Below are 16,035 nucleotides of genomic sequence, written 5' to 3'. Positions count from 1 at the left end.
GGACGCATTTTTCGCCGCCGCAGCGTTCGCATCTCCCCTGTTCGGGTCTAAGACCGAAAAAATGGACTCCTTGCCAGACCAGCCGACCGTCGAACGCATGGCGCGAATGCACAAGGGCTGGCAATGGCTGGCCCTGCTGGTTTTCTCGATCCTCTTCGCCGGCGCGCTGGAATTCGCAGCTCTGCCGGCGGCGCTGCTGATCGGACCGATGCTGGCGGCGATCCTGGCCGGCACCAACGGCGCTACGGTGCGGGTGCCGCGCTCTTTGTTCGGCGCCGCCCAGGCGATCGTCGGCTGCCTTGTCGCCGCTTCGATCTCCGCCGACATCTTTCCGGTCTTCTACAAGGAATGGCCGCTGTTCCTCGGCACAGTCCTCGCGACCGTTGCGGCATCCAGCCTGCTCGGCTGGCTGATCAGCCGCTGGCGCATCCTGCCCGGCACCACCGCGATCTGGGGCTCATCGCCGGGCGCTGCCACTGCCATGGTGCTGATGGCCGGCGCCTTCGGAGCGGACCAGCGCCTCGTCGCCTTCATGCAATATCTGCGCGTCATCTTCGTCTCGGTGACGGCTGCGCTTGTCGCAAAGATGTGGGTCGACACATCAGGCATCGAGATCCCGGCCATCGTCTGGTTCCCGCCGATCGATCCAACAGCGTTTGCCGTGACACTGGGCGTGGCGCTCGTCGGCAGCCTCATCGGAAAGCTGCTCAGGTTGCCGTCACCTTTCTTCCTGGGCACCTTCATTTTCGGCACCGCGGTGCATCTCGGACTAGGCATGACGATGCAGTTGCCACCCTGGCTGCTCGCGGTCGGCTATACGATGATCGGCTGGACCATCGGCCTGAATTTCACCAGGGCGATTCTGCGGCACGCGACGCGGGCGCTGCCGCAGATCGTCGGCTCGATCATCATTCTCATCGCCTTCTGCGGCGGCCTCGGCTTCATGATCAGCCATGTGCTCGGCATCGATCCGCTGACAGCCTATCTGGCGACCAGCCCCGGCGGCATGGACAGCGTCGCCATCATCGCCGCCGCCGCGCAGCACGTCGACATCTCCTTCGTCATGGCGCTGCAATCGGCACGCTTCCTCGTCGTGCTGCTGGTCGGGCCGAGCGTGGCGCGGCTGGTGGCGCGAAGCTTGAGGGATTGACCGGATGAAGAAATAGATCAGATGCGTGTGCGCCATGCCATTCATGGCTGACCTCGCCACGCCGATAGTCGACCCAGGCGGGAATGCGATAAAACCGGACAACTCATCTGCTACCTAATGCGGACAGCTCATCTGCTTACGACAGGCGCCGGGCAGCCCACTTGCCTCGCATTGGCTGCTCCTGTATGAGAACCGCCATGAACACGCGCGCCACCTCCGTCGTTTCCCGTCAGACCGGCTTGCCGGCGAGACCGCGCGCGCTTGCTTCCGCCCTGCTGCTTCTCGGCCTTATCGGCGATCGCCGGGTTCGCTGAAGGAGCGCCCGGCGGTCGAACCGCCGCTCACGCGCATGCTCCTTGGCAAGTCACATCAAGCGAATGAATATCTGGTAAAGGCGCCGCTCGGCACCAAATCCGCCTGAAGGCGGATCCCGCGAGCCGCCGGGAGAGACGACAATGAACGCACGAGAAGACATCCGTCCAAATGGCGGCGAGATCGGCAAGCCTGGCGCAAAGGCAGCCCGGGGCATGCCGGAGGCAGCCCGGGGCATGCCCGATGCAGCCCGGAAATACCAACCTTACCCGACCGTCGGTCTCACCGACCGTATTTGGCCTTCGAAGGTCATCGACAAGGCGCCGATCTGGTGCTCGGTCGACCTGCGCGACGGCAACCAGGCGCTGATCGACCCGATGGGCCACGAGCGCAAGGCGCGTATGTTCGCCCTGCTCCTCGACATGGGTTTCAAGGAGATCGAGATCGGCTTCCCGTCGGCCTCGCAGACCGATTTCGATTTCGCCCGCTGGTGCATCGAAGAGGGCAATGTATCAGCCGATGTTTCGCTGCAGGTGCTGGTTCAGTGCCGGCCGGAATTGATCAGCCGTACCTTCGAGGCGCTGCAGGGCGCCACCAACCCGATCGTGCATTTCTACAATTCGACCAGCGAGTTGCAGCGCCGCGTCGTCTTCGAAAAGGACGTCGCCGGCATCAGGCGGATCGCCACCGATGCGGCCAAGATGATCACCGACATGGCGGCGAAAGCCGGCGGCGGTTATCGTTTCGAATATTCGCCGGAGAGCTTTACCGGCACCGAGCTCGAAGTGGCGCTGGAAATCTGCAACGCCGTCACCGAGATCGTGAAGCCGACGGCGGAAAACAAGCTGATCATCAACCTGCCGTCCACGGTCGAGATGTCGACGCCCAATATCTATGCCGACCGCATCGAATGGATGTGCCGCAACCTCGACAACCGCGAGAACCTGCTCATTTCGCTGCATCCGCACAACGACCGAGGCACCGGCATCGCCACAACCGAACTCGGCCTGATGGCTGGCGCGGATCGCGTCGAAGGAACGCTGTTCGGCAATGGCGAGCGCACCGGCAATGTCGACATCGTCACGCTGGCGCTCAACATGTACACGCAAGGCGTCGATCCCCAGCTCGATTGCTCCGACATCAACCGGATGAAGGACGTCTACGAATATTCGAACCAGTTGAAGATCCCCGAGCGTCATCCCTATGTCGGCGAGCTCGTCTACACGGCCTTTTCCGGCTCACATCAGGATGCCATCAACAAGGGCATGAAGGCGTTGCGCAAAGCCAACACGCCGTACTGGGAAGTCCCCTATTTGCCGATCGACCCGGCCGATGTCGGACGCAACTACGAGGCGATCATCCGCATCAACTCGCAGTCGGGCAAGGGCGGCATCGCCTATGTGCTGCAGGCGGACTACGGCCTCAACCTGCCGCGCAACCTGCAGATCGAGTTCAGCCAAGCTATCCAGGCGATCACCGACGCAGAGGGCAAGGAGGTGCCGGCCAAGCGCATCTATGAGCGCTTTCTCGACACCTATGTCGACCAGCCCGGCGCGCGGCTGAAATTCCTCGACCACCACACCTATCCGGACATCGAGACCAAGGGCCGGCGGGCGGTGGAGGCGGTCATCCTCGACGGAGGCAAGGAGGTGACGATATCGGGCTCCGGGACCGGCCCGATCGACGGCTTCGTCGACGCGTTGTCGCGCTATGTCGGCGTGCCGATGTCGGTGCTCGACTATTCGGAGCATTCCATGCAGCGCGGCTCGAATGCCTCGGCCATTTCCTATGTCGAGATGGAGCATCCCAGCGGCAAGCTGTTCGGCGCCGGCATCAACACCAACATCGTCGCCGCTTCGCTGGAAGCCGTCGTTTCCGCCGCCAACCGCATCGTCGGTCGAAAAGTCGACTAGGGTGTGTTGGGATTCAGGTCAGGCCGGCATCACCTGAATATAAACACACCCTAGACAAGCCGTCGAAAGCTGACGGCTGGAGCAAGATGAACTCGGATGGTGTCGTCCTGCTCTGGTCCCTTCGCACCATTAACCACCGGAAAATTATCCGGTGGGGTACGTGATCGCATAATGCATGCATGCTTGTCTGGCCATGCAAGCGCTATATGATCGCGCCTCAACCTGTGCCGACTTCGAAAGGATCGACACTTGCAGCATGCCACGCCTGCCGCCCCCGCAGTGCGCGAGACGTTGGAACGATTGCTAGCCAGCGAAACGTTCGGACGATCCGAGCGAGCGCGTAAATTGCTTCGCTATCTTGTCGAGCGCGAGCAGGCAGGCGAAGCCGATAAGCTCAAGGGCTTTTCCATCGCGATGGATGTTTTCGGCAAGGACGGCGATTTCGATCCGTCGACCGACGCCGTGGTGCGGGTGCAGGCGGGCAGGCTGCGCGAGCTTCTGCAGCATTACTTTGCCAATGAGGGTGTCGCCGAGCCGATCCGCATCGCCATCCCGCGTGGCGGCTATGTTCCATCCTATGAGCTCAACGCGATCCGCCTGCCGGTCGAGCCGGAGCCGAAGGAACACATCGAGGCGGTGGCCGGCTTGTCGGGATCGCTCGAAGAACCCGGCATTGCCGAACATGCCGCATCGTCGACGCATGCGGTCGTTCGCGGGCCGGCACCCTCGCTGCGGCGCCATCTCCAGTTCTTCTGGTTGGCGATCGTTCTGGTCGTCGCCATGCTGGGCGTGTTGATCCTTCGTCAGGGAAGCAGCGCATTGCTGGCCGGAGGCGATGCCGCATCGACGGTCGAGAATGCAGTGGCGACCGGCAGCATCGCGCCATTGCCCCCGATCGAAGCCCTTCCGCTCGTCTACATTGCCGTGAAAGCCAACAGCGCCGAGGCGGCGCGCGTTGCCGCGTCGCTGCGCGCCGGCCTCAGCAGCTTCGATACGATCAACTTCATCGGTCGCGACGTCGACAGCCCAACGGACCCGGTCGCGGACGCAACCAGTTTCTTATTCGATGTCTTGCCGGGACCAACGACGGGCGATGTCACTCTCGAGTTGCAAAGCGTGGCAACCGGACGGGTCCTGCTGTCACGCAGCCTCCCTGCCGCCGACAACACCCCCTCCGCCGTCGAGGATAGCGTCGCCGATATTTTGAGCTCGGCCGTTCCGGCCTCGGGCACGATCTACAACTATATCGAACAGAGTGGCATTCAGAACGGCCTGACGGAATGTCTGCGGCTCAACGACAAATACTATCTCGACCAGAGCGCCAGGACCCATGAGGCTGCGTATCGCTGTCTCGAAAACCTGGCCAATCTGGATGCGAAGTCGTCGCTCGTCTATTCCGAGCTTGCTTCCTTACACCTCGAGGCGGTCACCGATCACTACGCCTATCCCCCCGGCGCAACGATCGAACAGGCGATGGCGCTTGCCCATCGCGCCGCGCAGATGGGGCCGACCAGCCCCTATGCGCACCGCGCCTATGGCTACCTCTACTCGCGCCTCGGCAATTCGGAGGAATCGATCCGCTGGATACGCAAGGCCCATGAGCTTAACCCCTATGACCTCAGCATGGCGGCCGCCTACGGCTACGGGCTGATCTTCGCCGGCAAGTACAGCCAGGGCACGCCAATTCTTGCTCACGCCGTCGAAATCTCCAGCGCTCACCCGACTTGGTGGGACTACGGGCTTTTCGTCGGTGCGTTCATGCTGGGCGACATGAACAGGGCCACAATCGCCAGCGATGCGCTGCGGCCGACGGCAACGAAATCGCACTATCTGGCCGCGCGGCTGATCGGGGCGAAGGCCGCCGGCCGCGATCAACTGGCGCACGAACTCGTGGACGAGATGACTGTCAAATTCCCGAAATTCGCTGCCGATCCGCGCGCGACCTTTGTCGACAGGAGATACCCCGCCAATCTGACCGACCGGCTGGTCGAGGCCTTGCGTGCCGCCGGGCTCGGCAATGCCAGTTAGGCTCTTCTGAATTAGGCCGGCTGATCGCGAAAATTTTACTGGCCATCGGCTTGGACAAGGCGCAATCCAGCCACAATCTGGAATTTCGCGTCCCTGTCTGACCTGCAGTAAAACCATCAATTTTCATGATTTCTTCCCTTTACGCTGTCGAACGGGGAGCCGGCCCGAAGACAGTTGTCTTCCTGCATGGCTTCGGCGGTTGCCACGACGACTGGCACGCGGTGGTTTCAACACTCGCGCCTAGTTCACGGACGCTCGCCTATGATCTTCCGGGCCATGGGCTATCCCACGATTTTCCGGGCGGCGGTCCGGCCAAGGCGGCCGCTCGGGCCGTTCTTGCGGACCTCGCCGCGCGCGGAATCAGGAGGGTGCATCTCGTCGGCCATTCGATGGGCGGAGCGGCGGCAGTTCTGATGGCATTGGCCGAACCCGAAAGGATAGCGTCGCTGACGCTTCTAGCGCCGGGCGGCTTTGGGACTGAGATCAACGGGCCGCTGTTGCGCCGTTACGCCGCCGCTGCCGACAGGAGCGAGATTCGCGCTTGCCTCGCCGCCATGTCCGGACCGCAAAGCCTGCCCTCGCAGCGCATCGTCGATGTTCTCGGCGAAATGCGTGCGCGTCCCAGCCAGTTGCAGAAACTTATCGAGATCGCGGCCGCCATGACCAGGGACGACCGGCAGGGCGTTATCCCACGCGAACGGCTCGAAACCCTTGATATGCCGGCGATGGTGGTTTGGGGAACAGATGACGCGGTGCTGCCCTTCACCCAGGCCGATGCTCTGCCGGCGCATTTCCATCTGCACCATGTGTTGGAGGCCGGCCATATGCTGGCTGCGGAAGCGTCCAGCCTGATCGCCGAGATCGTACGCCGCAATATGAAACGCCGTGGCAGGCCACTTCGTCCAAAATTCGCAGCCGCGGCGGACTGATCCCTCCTGCCAACCATGATGCCCCGGCTTTGAACCGAGGGTGCGCAGCGGTTTCGGGATAATGGCATGCATAAAACACGAATTTAAGGCGCATCGCATCGCCCCCTTCAGACGCGAGGCGCGTCAAACCCTCGATGTCGCAAGTGCATTTTGCCGACGGCTATGTTAATTCGTTGTTAACCAAACCCGCGAGGCAACGCCGATGAAGGACGCAGGCGAGAATATCACTCAGATCGATCAGTCGCGAAAACTGTCCGACGCCATCCGCGATGTGAAGAACGCCTTTGCCGATCGCGACGACGTCGTGGTCGACATGCGCGAGGCGCATCGCATGCGGCTCGATTTGCTTGCCGCCGAACTCGCGCCCATCTTCGCCGACGTGCCCTCCGACATGGACAATTTCGACTTCGCCGTGTCGTCTGGGCTGCAGCCGCGCCTGTGGATCGACGCCGTCAGCCATGTCGCCATGGGGCGCGACCGCCGCACCTATCGCTTCCTCAAGGACACGCGAATCGGCCGCGTGGTGCTCGCAGAATCGACCGAGATGAAAGCGGTTGCCGATCAGGTGACGCGCTACGTCGCGGAGCGCGTCGTCGAACGCCAGAGAATGATGGAAGGCGGGGTGGAGCAGGCCGTCGCAGGACTGAAACGTGCCTTGGTTCTGGAAGCCGAGCCGCCGCTGCGGTCCGTCTCGCGCGGCAAGGGTTGGTCGGCCTTCCTCTCCGGCCTCGGGCTGATCGCCGCCGGCGCCTTGGTCGGACTGGCTGTATCGGTCGTGCTTTTCTGGGACCGCCTCGTTGCGATAGGACTGAGCTTTAGACCATTATTCTGAACCGAAGGTCCGCATAGCGAAAAGTAAGGCTGGTTTTCGCTGGAGGTCATGTCAAACTCAAACAAGAAGATAGAGTCCCGATTCGATCGGGATGGAACAGGCTTTAGGCCATAGCGCCCGCGCCAAGTTCCAGAACCTCCAGATCGGAAGGCGGAATGGCCGGCCCGGTCAGCCCACGCCGAGTCAGCCTGATCCGCCAGTTGTCCTTTTCGCCATCGATGTCCAACAGATTGTATTGCGCTGCTGGGTGCCTGCCACCGGGCGACTGCCCCGCGGCGGCGACGCCGATGACCGGAATTTTGACACCGCGACCGCCGATGAAGAACAGCGTCGGCTCGTGCGAATGGCCGTGCAGCACAAGCTCGGCCCCGTGCCGGTGAACGACCTTGTGGAAACGCGCGATGCCGAACAGCCGCTTCGGCTGCGAAACGGCGCCGCGCACCGGCGGATGGTGGATCATGACCACCCGGAACAACCCGCGCCTGGCCGTGGCGTCGAGTACTTCGCGCAGCCTTTCCGCCTGATCTTCCAGAAAGAAGCCGTTGGCCATGAACGGAGCCGTGGCCCGCGCCGTCGTGACACCGATCAGCGCGACATTGCCGCGCACGCGCAAATAGGGGAAAGAGTCGCGGTCGACCGGCGTGTTGACGCCGTCGCCGGTCATCCATGCCGCCCATGACCGGCAGGCCTTGTCGAAGGCACCGGGCACATAAGCGTCGTGGTTTCCCGGAACGACCGACACATCATCGGGAGAGCCCAGCGTCTCCAGCCAGTGCTTGCCCATCTCGATCTCGCCATCGAGCGCCAGATTGACCAGATCGCCGGTGACGGCAAGGTGGTCCGGTGCGCTCGCCTTCATATCGGCAATGATCGTGTCGATGACGGCATCGTGCATGTGGCGGCGGCGGTTGCGCTGCCAATTGACATAACCGACCACCCGCTTGGAGGCGAGATCGCGATAGGTTACACCGGGAAGCGGCCCCAGATGGATATCGGAAATATGCGCGAGCCTGAACATTCTCTCTTCATAAGCGACGCGCACGCTGCTTTCCACCCACGGTTTCGTGGGTGATGATGCTTCCGGATCCGGAGCAAGCGTTACGCCAGACCGGCTGGCCGGGCCTCAGGGCAAGACTGTTTCATCTGTACTTCGTACTGAGGCGGCCGATGACGCTCGGCGTGCGCGGCCTGGTCCATGACCGCACCGCCAATTCCGTCTTCCTCATTCGCCACACCTATGTTCCGGGCTGGCAGCTTCCAGGCGGCGGCGTCGAGGTGGGCGAGACGCTGATCGAGGCCCTGGCCCGCGAACTCTCCGAGGAGGGCAACATTGCATTGACAGCGCCGCCGGTGCTGAAATCGATGCATTTCAACCGTCGAGCCAGCGGCCGCGACCATGTCGGCTTCTATTTGATCGAACAATTCGATCAGGCGGCGCCGAAGCTTCCGGACAGGGAGATCGCCGCAGCCGGGTTCTTCCCGCTCGACCGCCTGCCGGAGGGGACGACACCAGCCACGTTGCGGCGGCTTGCCGAGACCTTTGGCGGCGCGGCGGCGTCACCCTACTGGTAGATCACGCCGCCTTACTGAACCGATTGCGATCATGCGATGCCGCGTAGTCCAGTTCCGGTCCGACCGGCACGATGCGCGTCGGGTTGATCGTCCCGTGGCTGCCGAAATAGTGAGCCTTGATGTGGTGCAGGTTCATCGTACCCGCGACGCCGGGCACCTGATAGAGCTCGCGCAGATAGTTCGACAGGTTCGGATAGTCGGCTATGCGGCGCAGGTTGCACTTGAAATGGCCGACGTAGACCGGATCGAAGCGGACCAGCGTGGTGAACAGCCGCCAATCGGCCTCGGTGATGCGGTCACCGACGAGATAAGGCTGGCGAGACAGGCGATCCTCGAGTTGGTCCAACGCCGAGAACAGTTCGCCAAACGCTTCCTCATACGCCGCTTGCGTGGTGGCGAAGCCTGCGCGGTAGACGCCGTTGTTGACCGAGGGATAGACCAGCGCATTGACCGCGTCGATCTCGCCGCGCAGTGCTTTCGGATAGAAGTCGAGACTGGCATCGCCCCATTCGTCAAAGGCGGAATTGAGCATCCGGATGATCTCGGAGGACTCGTTGGAGACGATTGTCTGTTCTCGCCTGTCCCACAGAACCGGCACCGTCACGCGGCCGGAATAGGCGGGATCGGCCTTGGTGTAGATCTGATGCAGGAAATCGAGGCCGGAGAGCATGTCGCCGGTGGCGCCGTCCTCGGTCAGGAACGTCCAGCCGTCGGCGCCCATGAAATGATGGACGACCGAGATCGAAATCACGCCCTCGAGCTTCTTCAGCGCTCGAAAGATCAGCGTCCGGTGCGCCCAGGGACAGGCAAGCGAGACATAGAGATGGTAGCGGCCGGGTTCGGCCTTGAAGCCGCGCTTGCGGCCTTCGGCCGGCGTGCCGTCAATGGTGACCCAGTCGCGCCACTGCGACTGCGCCCGCACGAACCTGCCGCCGCTGTCTTTGGTGTCGTACCACCGATCCTGCCATTTGCCGTCGACCAGCAATCCCATGAGATGTCCTTTCGTCTGTCTCGGGATGTAGGCGCAAAGCGGCCATGCGGAAACCGCCAGGCGTTGAACAGTTCGTCAATTGGCAGGGCATCAGACGAAGGGTGGCAGGCGAAAACGGCCGATTGCAGTGGCTGAAGATTGGTGCTAGCGGAAATCCGCATGTTCGACTTTGGCTTGATCCGGTTCGACCGACGACGAAAGGGCGCCCGCGCTTGATGAAGCGCCGACTGGCGAACGCTGCCGTTTGCAGCAAACCTTTCCCCGTATACCGGAACGCAAAGACCATGAGCCTTGCCGACGTGAAATACCTGCCGGAAACCCCGGCGCATGACTCCGAAATCGAAGCCATCAACGACGAAGCCTTCGGGCCGGGCCGTTTCGTGCTGGCCGCCTACAAGATCCGTGAAGGCGGCCCGCATGAGCGCGCTCTGTCCTTCGTGGCCGTCGATGGCGATATCGTTGTCGCTTCGGTGCGGATGACACGCATCGCGGCGGGCGCCGGCCGCGCGCTGATGCTGGGGCCGCTTGCCGTGCGACCGGCCTTCAAGAATCTCGGCATTGGCCGCCGGCTGGTGGCGATCGCGCTGGAAGCCGCCGCCAAGGCCGGCATGTCAGCCGTGATGCTAGTCGGCGACGAGTCCTATTACGGCCCGCTTGGCTTCAAGAGAATCCCGCGTGGGCAAATCTCCATGCCGCGCCCGGTCGATCTCGACCGGCTTTTGTCGCATGAGATCGCGGCCGGCGCGGTGGCAAGGCTGATAGGGGAGGTTTGCCACGCCGATCAGGCAAGGATTGCCGCGCACGTCGCCGCGATGGCGTAACTATCCGGATGCTGTTGCGCCGCCCTGTCGGGCTTCGTAGCATGCGCCCCGCAGGACGGAGGACGCTAACATGAACCCGAACGGCCAGATTGCTATCGTCACCGGCGGGGGCTCCGGCCTCGGCGAGGCAACGGCGCGTGCGCTGGCCGCGAAGGGCGCCGGCGTTGCCATCCTCGATCTCGGCATCGAGCGCGCGGCGAAGGTTGCGGCCGATATTGGCGGCATCGCCATCCAATGCGACGTGAGCAGCGCCGAAGGCGGTGCGGCTTGCGTAGCGGAAGTGGCAAAAGTGCTCGGCGAACCCCGTATCCTGGTCAATTGCGCCGGCATCGCCATCGGCATGAAGACGATCGGCAAGGACGGTCCGCACCCGCTCGACCAGTACCGCAAGGTGATCGAGGTCAATCTGATCGGCACCTTCAATATGATCCGCCTCATAGCCGACCGGGCCGCGAAGCTTGAGCCGCTGGAGGGCGGCGAGCGCGGCGTCATCGTCAACACAGCATCGGTCGCTGCCTATGACGGCCAGATCGGCCAGGCGGCCTATTCGGCCTCCAAGGGCGGCGTCGTTGGCATGACGCTGCCGGTGGCGCGCGATCTTGCCCGGTCGGGCATTCGCGTCTGCACCATCGCGCCTGGCATCTTCAAGACGCCGATGATGGCCGGCATGCCGCAAGAGGTGCAGGATTCGCTGGGCGCCGCAGTGCCGTTCCCGTCCCGTCTCGGCGAGCCTTCCGAATATGCAGCGCTTGCGCTGCACATCATCGAAAACCAGATGCTCAACGGCGAGACCATCCGTCTCGATGGCGCCATCCGCATGGCGCCAAAGTAGCCGACCATGAGTGCCGAAGTCTCCCCTGCAGCGAAGACCGGCCCCCTCGCCGGTCTGACGGTGATCGAAATGGCCGGGCTTGGACCGGTGCCGCTGGCCGGCCTGATGCTGTCGGAGATGGGAGCCGAGGTGCTGCGCATCGAGCGGCTTGGGTCAACCCGGCCGTTGTTGTCGCTACCGGATGAATACGACATCGACCGTCACGGCCGCTCCATCCTGCGGATTGACCTGAAGCGCCGGGAAGGCGTCGAGCTGATGCTGCGCCTCGCCGAAAAGGCCGACGTGCTGATCGAAGGGTTTCGTCCTGGGGTCATGGAGCGGCTTGGTCTCGGGCCGGACGCGGCATTGGCGCGCAACCCGGCGCTGATCTACGGCCGCATGACGGGGTTCGGTCAGGACGGACCGCTGTCGGGTCGTGCCGGCCACGACATCACCTATCTCGCATATTCCGGTGTACTGCACGCCATCGGCCAGGAAGCAAGCCGGCCGGTCCCACCGCTCAACCTCGTCGCCGACCATGGCGGCGGCGCCATGATGCTGATTGCCGGTGCGCTCGCCGCCTTGTTTGAGCGCTCGCGCTCCGGCAAGGGCCAGGTGATCGACGCCGCCATGACCGAGGGTGCGTCGATGCTGGCGACACCCGTGCACGCCATGATGGCGGCGGGCCTGTGGCGTGACAGGCGCGGCGCGAACCTGCTCGATTCCGGCGCGCCCTTCTACGACACCTATGAGACGGCGGACGCACGGCACGTCGCTGTCGGCTGTCTTGAACCCCGGTTCTTCGCCGAATTCGCAAGACTGCTACCGCTCGACGAGCGTTTTGTACGCGGCCAATACGACAGGGCGTTGTGGCCAGAGATGCGCGCCGCCATTGTCGATCGGGTTGGACGGAAGACACGGGACGACTGGGACCGTCTGTTTGCTGCGGCCGACGCCTGCGTTGCACCGGTTCTGTCGCTGCGGGAGGCCAGGGATCATCCGCACAATCGCGCTCGCAACGCCTTTGTGACGTCGGGCGCGCTTGAGCGGCCCGCCCCGGCACCGCGCTTTTCGCGCTCCCGGCCGACGCTTGCCGCCATGCCGACCGATCACGATCGTCGGTCGGCGAGCGTGCTGGCACGCTTCGGCCTTTTGGAAAACGAGACTGAGGCCCTTGCCAAATCCGGTGTGACAGGGTGATAACTGGACAAGGAAGATCAGCTTAAGGCGGTAGGCATTTTGGACGACCGGAAGAAGGATGTGATCCGCGAAACGGACGCCAAGGCGATCAGGCTGGCGAAGACTCTGATCCGCAGCGCCCGTTTCGGCGCGCTGGCGGTGATCGAGCCCGGGACCGGTTCGCCGTTGGCCAGCAGGGTTGGCGTCGCCACCGATGTCGACGGCACACCGCTGATCCTCGTATCGATGCTGTCCGCGCATACCGCCGCGATCCTTGCCGACCCGCGCTGTTCGCTGCTTGTCGGCGAGCCCGGCAAGGGCGACCCGCTGGCACACCCGCGAATAACGCTCGTCTGTCGAGCATCGCGGCTCGAGCGCGGATCCGGCGAGCACGCCCGCGCCGAACGGCGCTATCTCAACCGCAGTCCCAAGGCGAAGCTCTATGCCGGACTTGGCGACTTCTCTATCTTCCGCCTCCAGCCGGAACGCGGCAGCCTCAACGGCGGCTTCGGCAAGGCCTATTTGCTCGAACGCGCCGATCTGATCACGACCGCACCGGTCGTCGAAGAGCTTGCCGCCGGCGAACAATCCGCCCTCGACCACATGAATGCCGACCATAGCGATGCAATTGCCGTCTATGCGCGCCATTTCGCCGGAGCCGCAGGTGACGGCTGGGTTGTCACCGGCTTCGATACCGATGGCATGGACCTGGCATTGGGCGACGATGTCTGTCGTGTCTTCTTCCCGGAGCCGTTGGGGGCGGCGAGCGAACTCCGGCACGTTCTGGTCGACATGGCAAAGACCGGCCGAGCGGTGGACTATACAAAGCCTGACAGTTAATCACGTTGGATCGAAAGCAAGCCTTGAGATTTGAGCCAAATGTTCTACCCTTTCCCGGTAGCGTTGAATCGCCAGCGCACATTCACAAATGAGTCTATGGAATCAGATGCTATTGCCCCCATAGCGTCGGATAAGCAGGAAGGTATGGGGGATCGATGGTCTCGACAAAGCTAATCGCCAACGCCGAATCAGCGGCTACGTTTCTGACGCTGATGGGCAACGAGAAACGACTGTTGATCATGAACTATCTGGCGGATGGTGAGATGTCGGTCGGCGCTATCGCGGAGAAAGTTCTGCTCAGCCAGTCCGCCCTGTCACAACATCTGGCCAAATTGCGGGCGCTCGATCTCGTCGAGACCCGGCGCGACCGGCAGATGATCTACTACTCTTGCAAGTCTGAGGCCGTGCGCGAGCTTCTCAACATGCTTGACGGGATTTTCGGTGAGGGTGAGTTGTCGCAGATGGCCTACCGCCTGCGCCGCGCCGGGACCTGACCGATTGATGCATGTTGCCCCAGAAACATGCGATCGGGCGTGAGCCGAGGGGGCGCAGCGCTTTTGGGACGACGACATGCATAAAGACAAAGACCGGCCCACGCGCCTGTTATCTCGCTGATAATTCCTCGCCGGGGAACAGATGCACCCCATTCATATCGACGACCCGCAAGACCCGCGCGTCGCCGCCTATCTCGATATTCGCGAGCGCGATCTTGCCGGCCGGCAAGGCCGCTTCATTGCCGAAGGCAAGGTGGTTCTCGAAATGCTGCTCTCGGCCAACCGCTTTGCGGCCGAATCGGTGCTGGTACTCGAAGGCCGGCTGGCCGGCCTCGATGGAACCCTGCGCAAGGCGCCCATTGACCTTCCGGTTTACGTCGCGGCCAGCGAGGTCATGGACAGAATCGCCGGCTTTCATATGCATCGCGGCATATTGGCGATCGGCCGCAAGGGCGTGGCGCAATCCCCAGAGGCCTTGCTGGACAGCTTGCCCACCGTCGCGCTGATCGTCGTGCTGGTCGGCATCGCAAACCATGACAATATGGGCTCCATCTTTCGCAATGCCGCCGCCTTCGGCGCCGATGCCGTGTTCCTGGACGCGACCTGCTGCGATCCGCTGTACCGCAAGGCGATCCGCGTTTCGGTCGGCGCAGCGCTGAAAGTTCCCTTCGCCTCCTTCAGCGAGACCGTCGGTTTCACCGCGGCGCTCGACCGGCTGGGCTTCGGCCAGTTCGCTTTGTCGCCGCGCGGACAGACCGACATCCGCGATGCCAAAAGGGCTGAACGGCTGGCGCTTTACCTCGGCACCGAAGGCGAAGGCCTGCCCGAGAGCCTGCTCGTCCGCCTGCAGACGGTTCGGATCGGCATGGCCGAAGGCTTTGACAGCCTGAATGTCGCCGCCGCGTCGGCCATCGCATTGCATCATTTTTCCGCAAGCAGGACCTGAACCGCGGAAGACAGCATCCACTGCCTGGCTTTCAATGGGTCGGTTCGGCCTTCTGCAGCGCCCGCACCCGATCGGCAAGGCTGCGTTCGCCACTTTCCGGTTGGGGTGCCGCAAGCACCTTGGCGATCGGCGACTCCGGCCCCTCGAGCTTCGCCGTCAAGACGACGACTTGCGCCGCCAGGTCGCTCATCTGCTCGCGTAACGCCGCTGTGGCGCGGCGCGTGTCGTCGGATTTTGATGCCTCGAAGACGGCAAGATCCGATTTCAGCCTCTTGTTTTCGCGGGCCAGCGCCGTCAGCGTCGCCTCCAGCCGCTCCCGGTCGCTGTCGAGCTTGGCAATCGCTTTTTCGACTTCGCCACCCTGGACCGCCGCACCCGCCTGATTGGTTGGCGCTCCAACGAGACGCACCGTCGACGCGTTTTCCACGCCTTCGCTTTTCGACTTTTCGCGAAGCCGCGCGATTTCCTTTTCGCGGCGGCCAAGCTTGTCCTCGCGATCGGCAAGCGCGGCGAGCAGGCGCTCGACCTTCTTGTCCAGGTCGCCGGTTCTTTTCTTCTCGGCCTTCAAAGCGTCTCGCGCAGCTCTGCTCTCGGCAGCGATCTCCTGCTGACGCCTGTCCGCCTCCTTGCGCTGGCTGCGCAGCACTGAAATGTCGTCGGCCAGCTTTTGCAGTTCGGATTCGCGCGCCACAAGTTCGATCTGACGGCTGCTGGAAGAAAAGCTGGCGTCGTCATACATGTGCTCCAGCTTTTCCAACTCGAGCGCACGCCTTTCCAGAGCGCGCTCGGCTTGAGCAAGCCGATCCGACAGAAGCTGCAACTGGTCTTCGCGTTGGCGAAGGTCTTCGTCCTTGGTTTGGAGTTCGGAAAGGGCCCGTTCCTTTTCCTTCTGCTCGACCGCCAGCCCCTTCAGGGCCTCGCGACAGTGGCTGATCTCGACAAGCTGTTCAGCTGATTTCTCTCGCAACGATTTGACGCTCATTTCGAGCCGGCGCGTCGACATGGCGAACTCGGCTCGGATGCGATCCTTGTCCGCCTGGATCTCGGCCAGCGTCAGCGGCATCGAGCCCTCGACACGTTGGCGCGTCAGCATCACGGCCCGCCGCCAGATGGCCGGGGCAATCATCAGCGCCAGAAAGGCGGCGCAGAGAAAGCCGAGGACAAAGAACAGGACCGACTGAACCAAGGTGACTATCCGTTATGGACGGCAAACAACC

Annotated in this window: 15 protein-coding genes; 12 read left to right on the top strand and 3 right to left on the bottom strand. The window is 63.0% G+C overall.

All coding sequences use genetic code 11. The features are described from left to right. Positions 1 to 61: 61 nt before the first annotated feature. The 5 genes from AC0NID_RS12620 to AC0NID_RS12600 all read left to right on the top strand — a co-directional run bounded on the left by AC0NID_RS12620 (position 62) and on the right by AC0NID_RS12600 (position 7,164). Positions 62 to 1,150, top strand: coding sequence for an AbrB family transcriptional regulator (locus AC0NID_RS12620; RefSeq protein ID WP_473456017.1), 1,089 nt, complete (start codon positions 62 to 64; stop codon positions 1,148 to 1,150). A gap of 455 nt (positions 1,151 to 1,605) precedes the next feature. Next, positions 1,606 to 3,375 (top strand): 2-isopropylmalate synthase, encoded by a 1,770-nt coding sequence (leuA, locus tag AC0NID_RS12615; RefSeq protein WP_473456018.1) that lies wholly within the window; start codon positions 1,606 to 1,608, stop codon positions 3,373 to 3,375. Between the two features lie 249 nt (positions 3,376 to 3,624). Beyond that, positions 3,625 to 5,403: a tetratricopeptide repeat protein gene (locus AC0NID_RS12610; protein ID WP_473456019.1), complete on the top strand. Its 1,779-nt coding sequence runs from the start codon at positions 3,625 to 3,627 to the stop codon at positions 5,401 to 5,403. 125 nt (positions 5,404 to 5,528) lie between these two features. Then, positions 5,529 to 6,332, top strand: coding sequence for an alpha/beta fold hydrolase (locus AC0NID_RS12605; protein ID WP_473456020.1), 804 nt, complete (start codon positions 5,529 to 5,531; stop codon positions 6,330 to 6,332). Positions 6,333 to 6,534: 202 nt separating this feature from the next. Next, on the top strand, positions 6,535 to 7,164 hold the full coding sequence (locus tag AC0NID_RS12600; protein WP_473456021.1) for a hypothetical protein: 630 nt from the start codon (positions 6,535 to 6,537) through the stop codon (positions 7,162 to 7,164). A gap of 103 nt (positions 7,165 to 7,267) precedes the next feature. Here AC0NID_RS12600 and AC0NID_RS12595 read toward each other — a convergent pair whose 3' ends face one another. Further along, positions 7,268 to 8,182, bottom strand: a complete 915-nt coding sequence (locus tag AC0NID_RS12595) for a metallophosphoesterase family protein (protein ID WP_473456050.1) — start codon at positions 8,180 to 8,182, stop codon at positions 7,268 to 7,270. 53 nt (positions 8,183 to 8,235) lie between these two features. On the opposite strand from AC0NID_RS12595, the gene AC0NID_RS12590 reads away from it, so the two are divergent. After that, positions 8,236 to 8,736, top strand: a complete 501-nt coding sequence (locus tag AC0NID_RS12590) for an NUDIX domain-containing protein (RefSeq protein WP_473456051.1) — start codon at positions 8,236 to 8,238, stop codon at positions 8,734 to 8,736. A 1-nt stretch (position 8,737) separates the two neighbouring features. Here the strand turns inward: AC0NID_RS12590 and AC0NID_RS12585 are convergent, their stop codons facing one another. Further along, positions 8,738 to 9,727 carry a glutathione S-transferase family protein gene (locus AC0NID_RS12585; RefSeq protein WP_473456022.1) on the bottom strand — a complete coding sequence of 330 codons (990 nt, stop codon included), beginning with the start codon at positions 9,725 to 9,727 and terminating at the stop codon, positions 8,738 to 8,740. A 284-nt stretch (positions 9,728 to 10,011) separates the two neighbouring features. Between AC0NID_RS12585 and AC0NID_RS12580 the strand changes: the two genes are divergently transcribed. The 6 genes from AC0NID_RS12580 (at position 10,012) to AC0NID_RS12555 (ending at position 14,818) form a co-directional block, all read left to right on the top strand. Beyond that, positions 10,012 to 10,548, top strand: a complete 537-nt coding sequence (locus AC0NID_RS12580; protein WP_473456023.1) for a GNAT family N-acetyltransferase — start codon at positions 10,012 to 10,014, stop codon at positions 10,546 to 10,548. 70 nt (positions 10,549 to 10,618) lie between these two features. Next, positions 10,619 to 11,380: a 3-hydroxyacyl-CoA dehydrogenase gene (locus AC0NID_RS12575; RefSeq protein ID WP_473456024.1), complete on the top strand. Its 762-nt coding sequence runs from the start codon at positions 10,619 to 10,621 to the stop codon at positions 11,378 to 11,380. Between the two features lie 6 nt (positions 11,381 to 11,386). Further along, positions 11,387 to 12,559, top strand: a complete 1,173-nt coding sequence (locus AC0NID_RS12570; protein WP_473456025.1) for a CaiB/BaiF CoA transferase family protein — start codon at positions 11,387 to 11,389, stop codon at positions 12,557 to 12,559. 39 nt (positions 12,560 to 12,598) lie between these two features. Beyond that, positions 12,599 to 13,378 carry a HugZ family pyridoxamine 5'-phosphate oxidase gene (locus AC0NID_RS12565; RefSeq protein WP_473456027.1) on the top strand — a complete coding sequence of 260 codons (780 nt, stop codon included), beginning with the start codon at positions 12,599 to 12,601 and terminating at the stop codon, positions 13,376 to 13,378. Positions 13,379 to 13,533: 155 nt separating this feature from the next. Then, positions 13,534 to 13,872, top strand: coding sequence for an ArsR/SmtB family transcription factor (locus tag AC0NID_RS12560; protein ID WP_473456028.1), 339 nt, complete (start codon positions 13,534 to 13,536; stop codon positions 13,870 to 13,872). Between the two features lie 142 nt (positions 13,873 to 14,014). Then, complete coding sequence (locus AC0NID_RS12555; RefSeq protein WP_473456029.1) at positions 14,015 to 14,818, top strand: TrmH family RNA methyltransferase; 804 nt, start codon at positions 14,015 to 14,017, stop codon at positions 14,816 to 14,818. Positions 14,819 to 14,849: 31 nt separating this feature from the next. On the opposite strand, the gene AC0NID_RS12550 is transcribed toward AC0NID_RS12555, so the two are convergent. Then, the gene (locus AC0NID_RS12550; RefSeq protein WP_473456030.1) at positions 14,850 to 16,004 is read right to left on the bottom strand and encodes a coiled-coil domain-containing protein; all 1,155 of its coding nucleotides are present in this window, start codon (positions 16,002 to 16,004) and stop codon (positions 14,850 to 14,852) included. Positions 16,005 to 16,035 lie beyond the last annotated feature (31 nt).

The organism is Mesorhizobium sp. WSM4821 (assembly GCF_055901555.1).
This window is presented reverse-complemented; position numbering and strand designations above follow the sequence as displayed.

Bases quoted from the DNA above. Each gene is read 5' to 3' on its own strand.
- AC0NID_RS12600 (WP_473456021.1), top strand. From the start codon at position 6,535: ATGAAGGACGCAGGCGAGAATATCACTCAGATCGATCAGTCGCGAAAA.
- AC0NID_RS12620 (WP_473456017.1), top strand. From the start codon at position 62: ATGGACTCCTTGCCAGACCAGCCGACCGTCGAACGCATGGCGCGAATG.
- AC0NID_RS12560 (WP_473456028.1), top strand. From the start codon at position 13,534: ATGGTCTCGACAAAGCTAATCGCCAACGCCGAATCAGCGGCTACGTTT.
- AC0NID_RS12580 (WP_473456023.1), top strand. From the start codon at position 10,012: ATGAGCCTTGCCGACGTGAAATACCTGCCGGAAACCCCGGCGCATGAC.
- leuA (WP_473456018.1), top strand. From the start codon at position 1,606: ATGAACGCACGAGAAGACATCCGTCCAAATGGCGGCGAGATCGGCAAG.
- AC0NID_RS12590 (WP_473456051.1), top strand. From the start codon at position 8,236: ATGATGCTTCCGGATCCGGAGCAAGCGTTACGCCAGACCGGCTGGCCG.
- AC0NID_RS12575 (WP_473456024.1), top strand. From the start codon at position 10,619: ATGAACCCGAACGGCCAGATTGCTATCGTCACCGGCGGGGGCTCCGGC.
- AC0NID_RS12585 (WP_473456022.1), bottom strand. From the start codon at position 9,727: ATGGGATTGCTGGTCGACGGCAAATGGCAGGATCGGTGGTACGACACC.
- AC0NID_RS12605 (WP_473456020.1), top strand. From the start codon at position 5,529: ATGATTTCTTCCCTTTACGCTGTCGAACGGGGAGCCGGCCCGAAGACA.
- AC0NID_RS12555 (WP_473456029.1), top strand. From the start codon at position 14,015: ATGCACCCCATTCATATCGACGACCCGCAAGACCCGCGCGTCGCCGCC.
- AC0NID_RS12570 (WP_473456025.1), top strand. From the start codon at position 11,387: ATGAGTGCCGAAGTCTCCCCTGCAGCGAAGACCGGCCCCCTCGCCGGT.
- AC0NID_RS12595 (WP_473456050.1), bottom strand. From the start codon at position 8,182: ATGTTCAGGCTCGCGCATATTTCCGATATCCATCTGGGGCCGCTTCCC.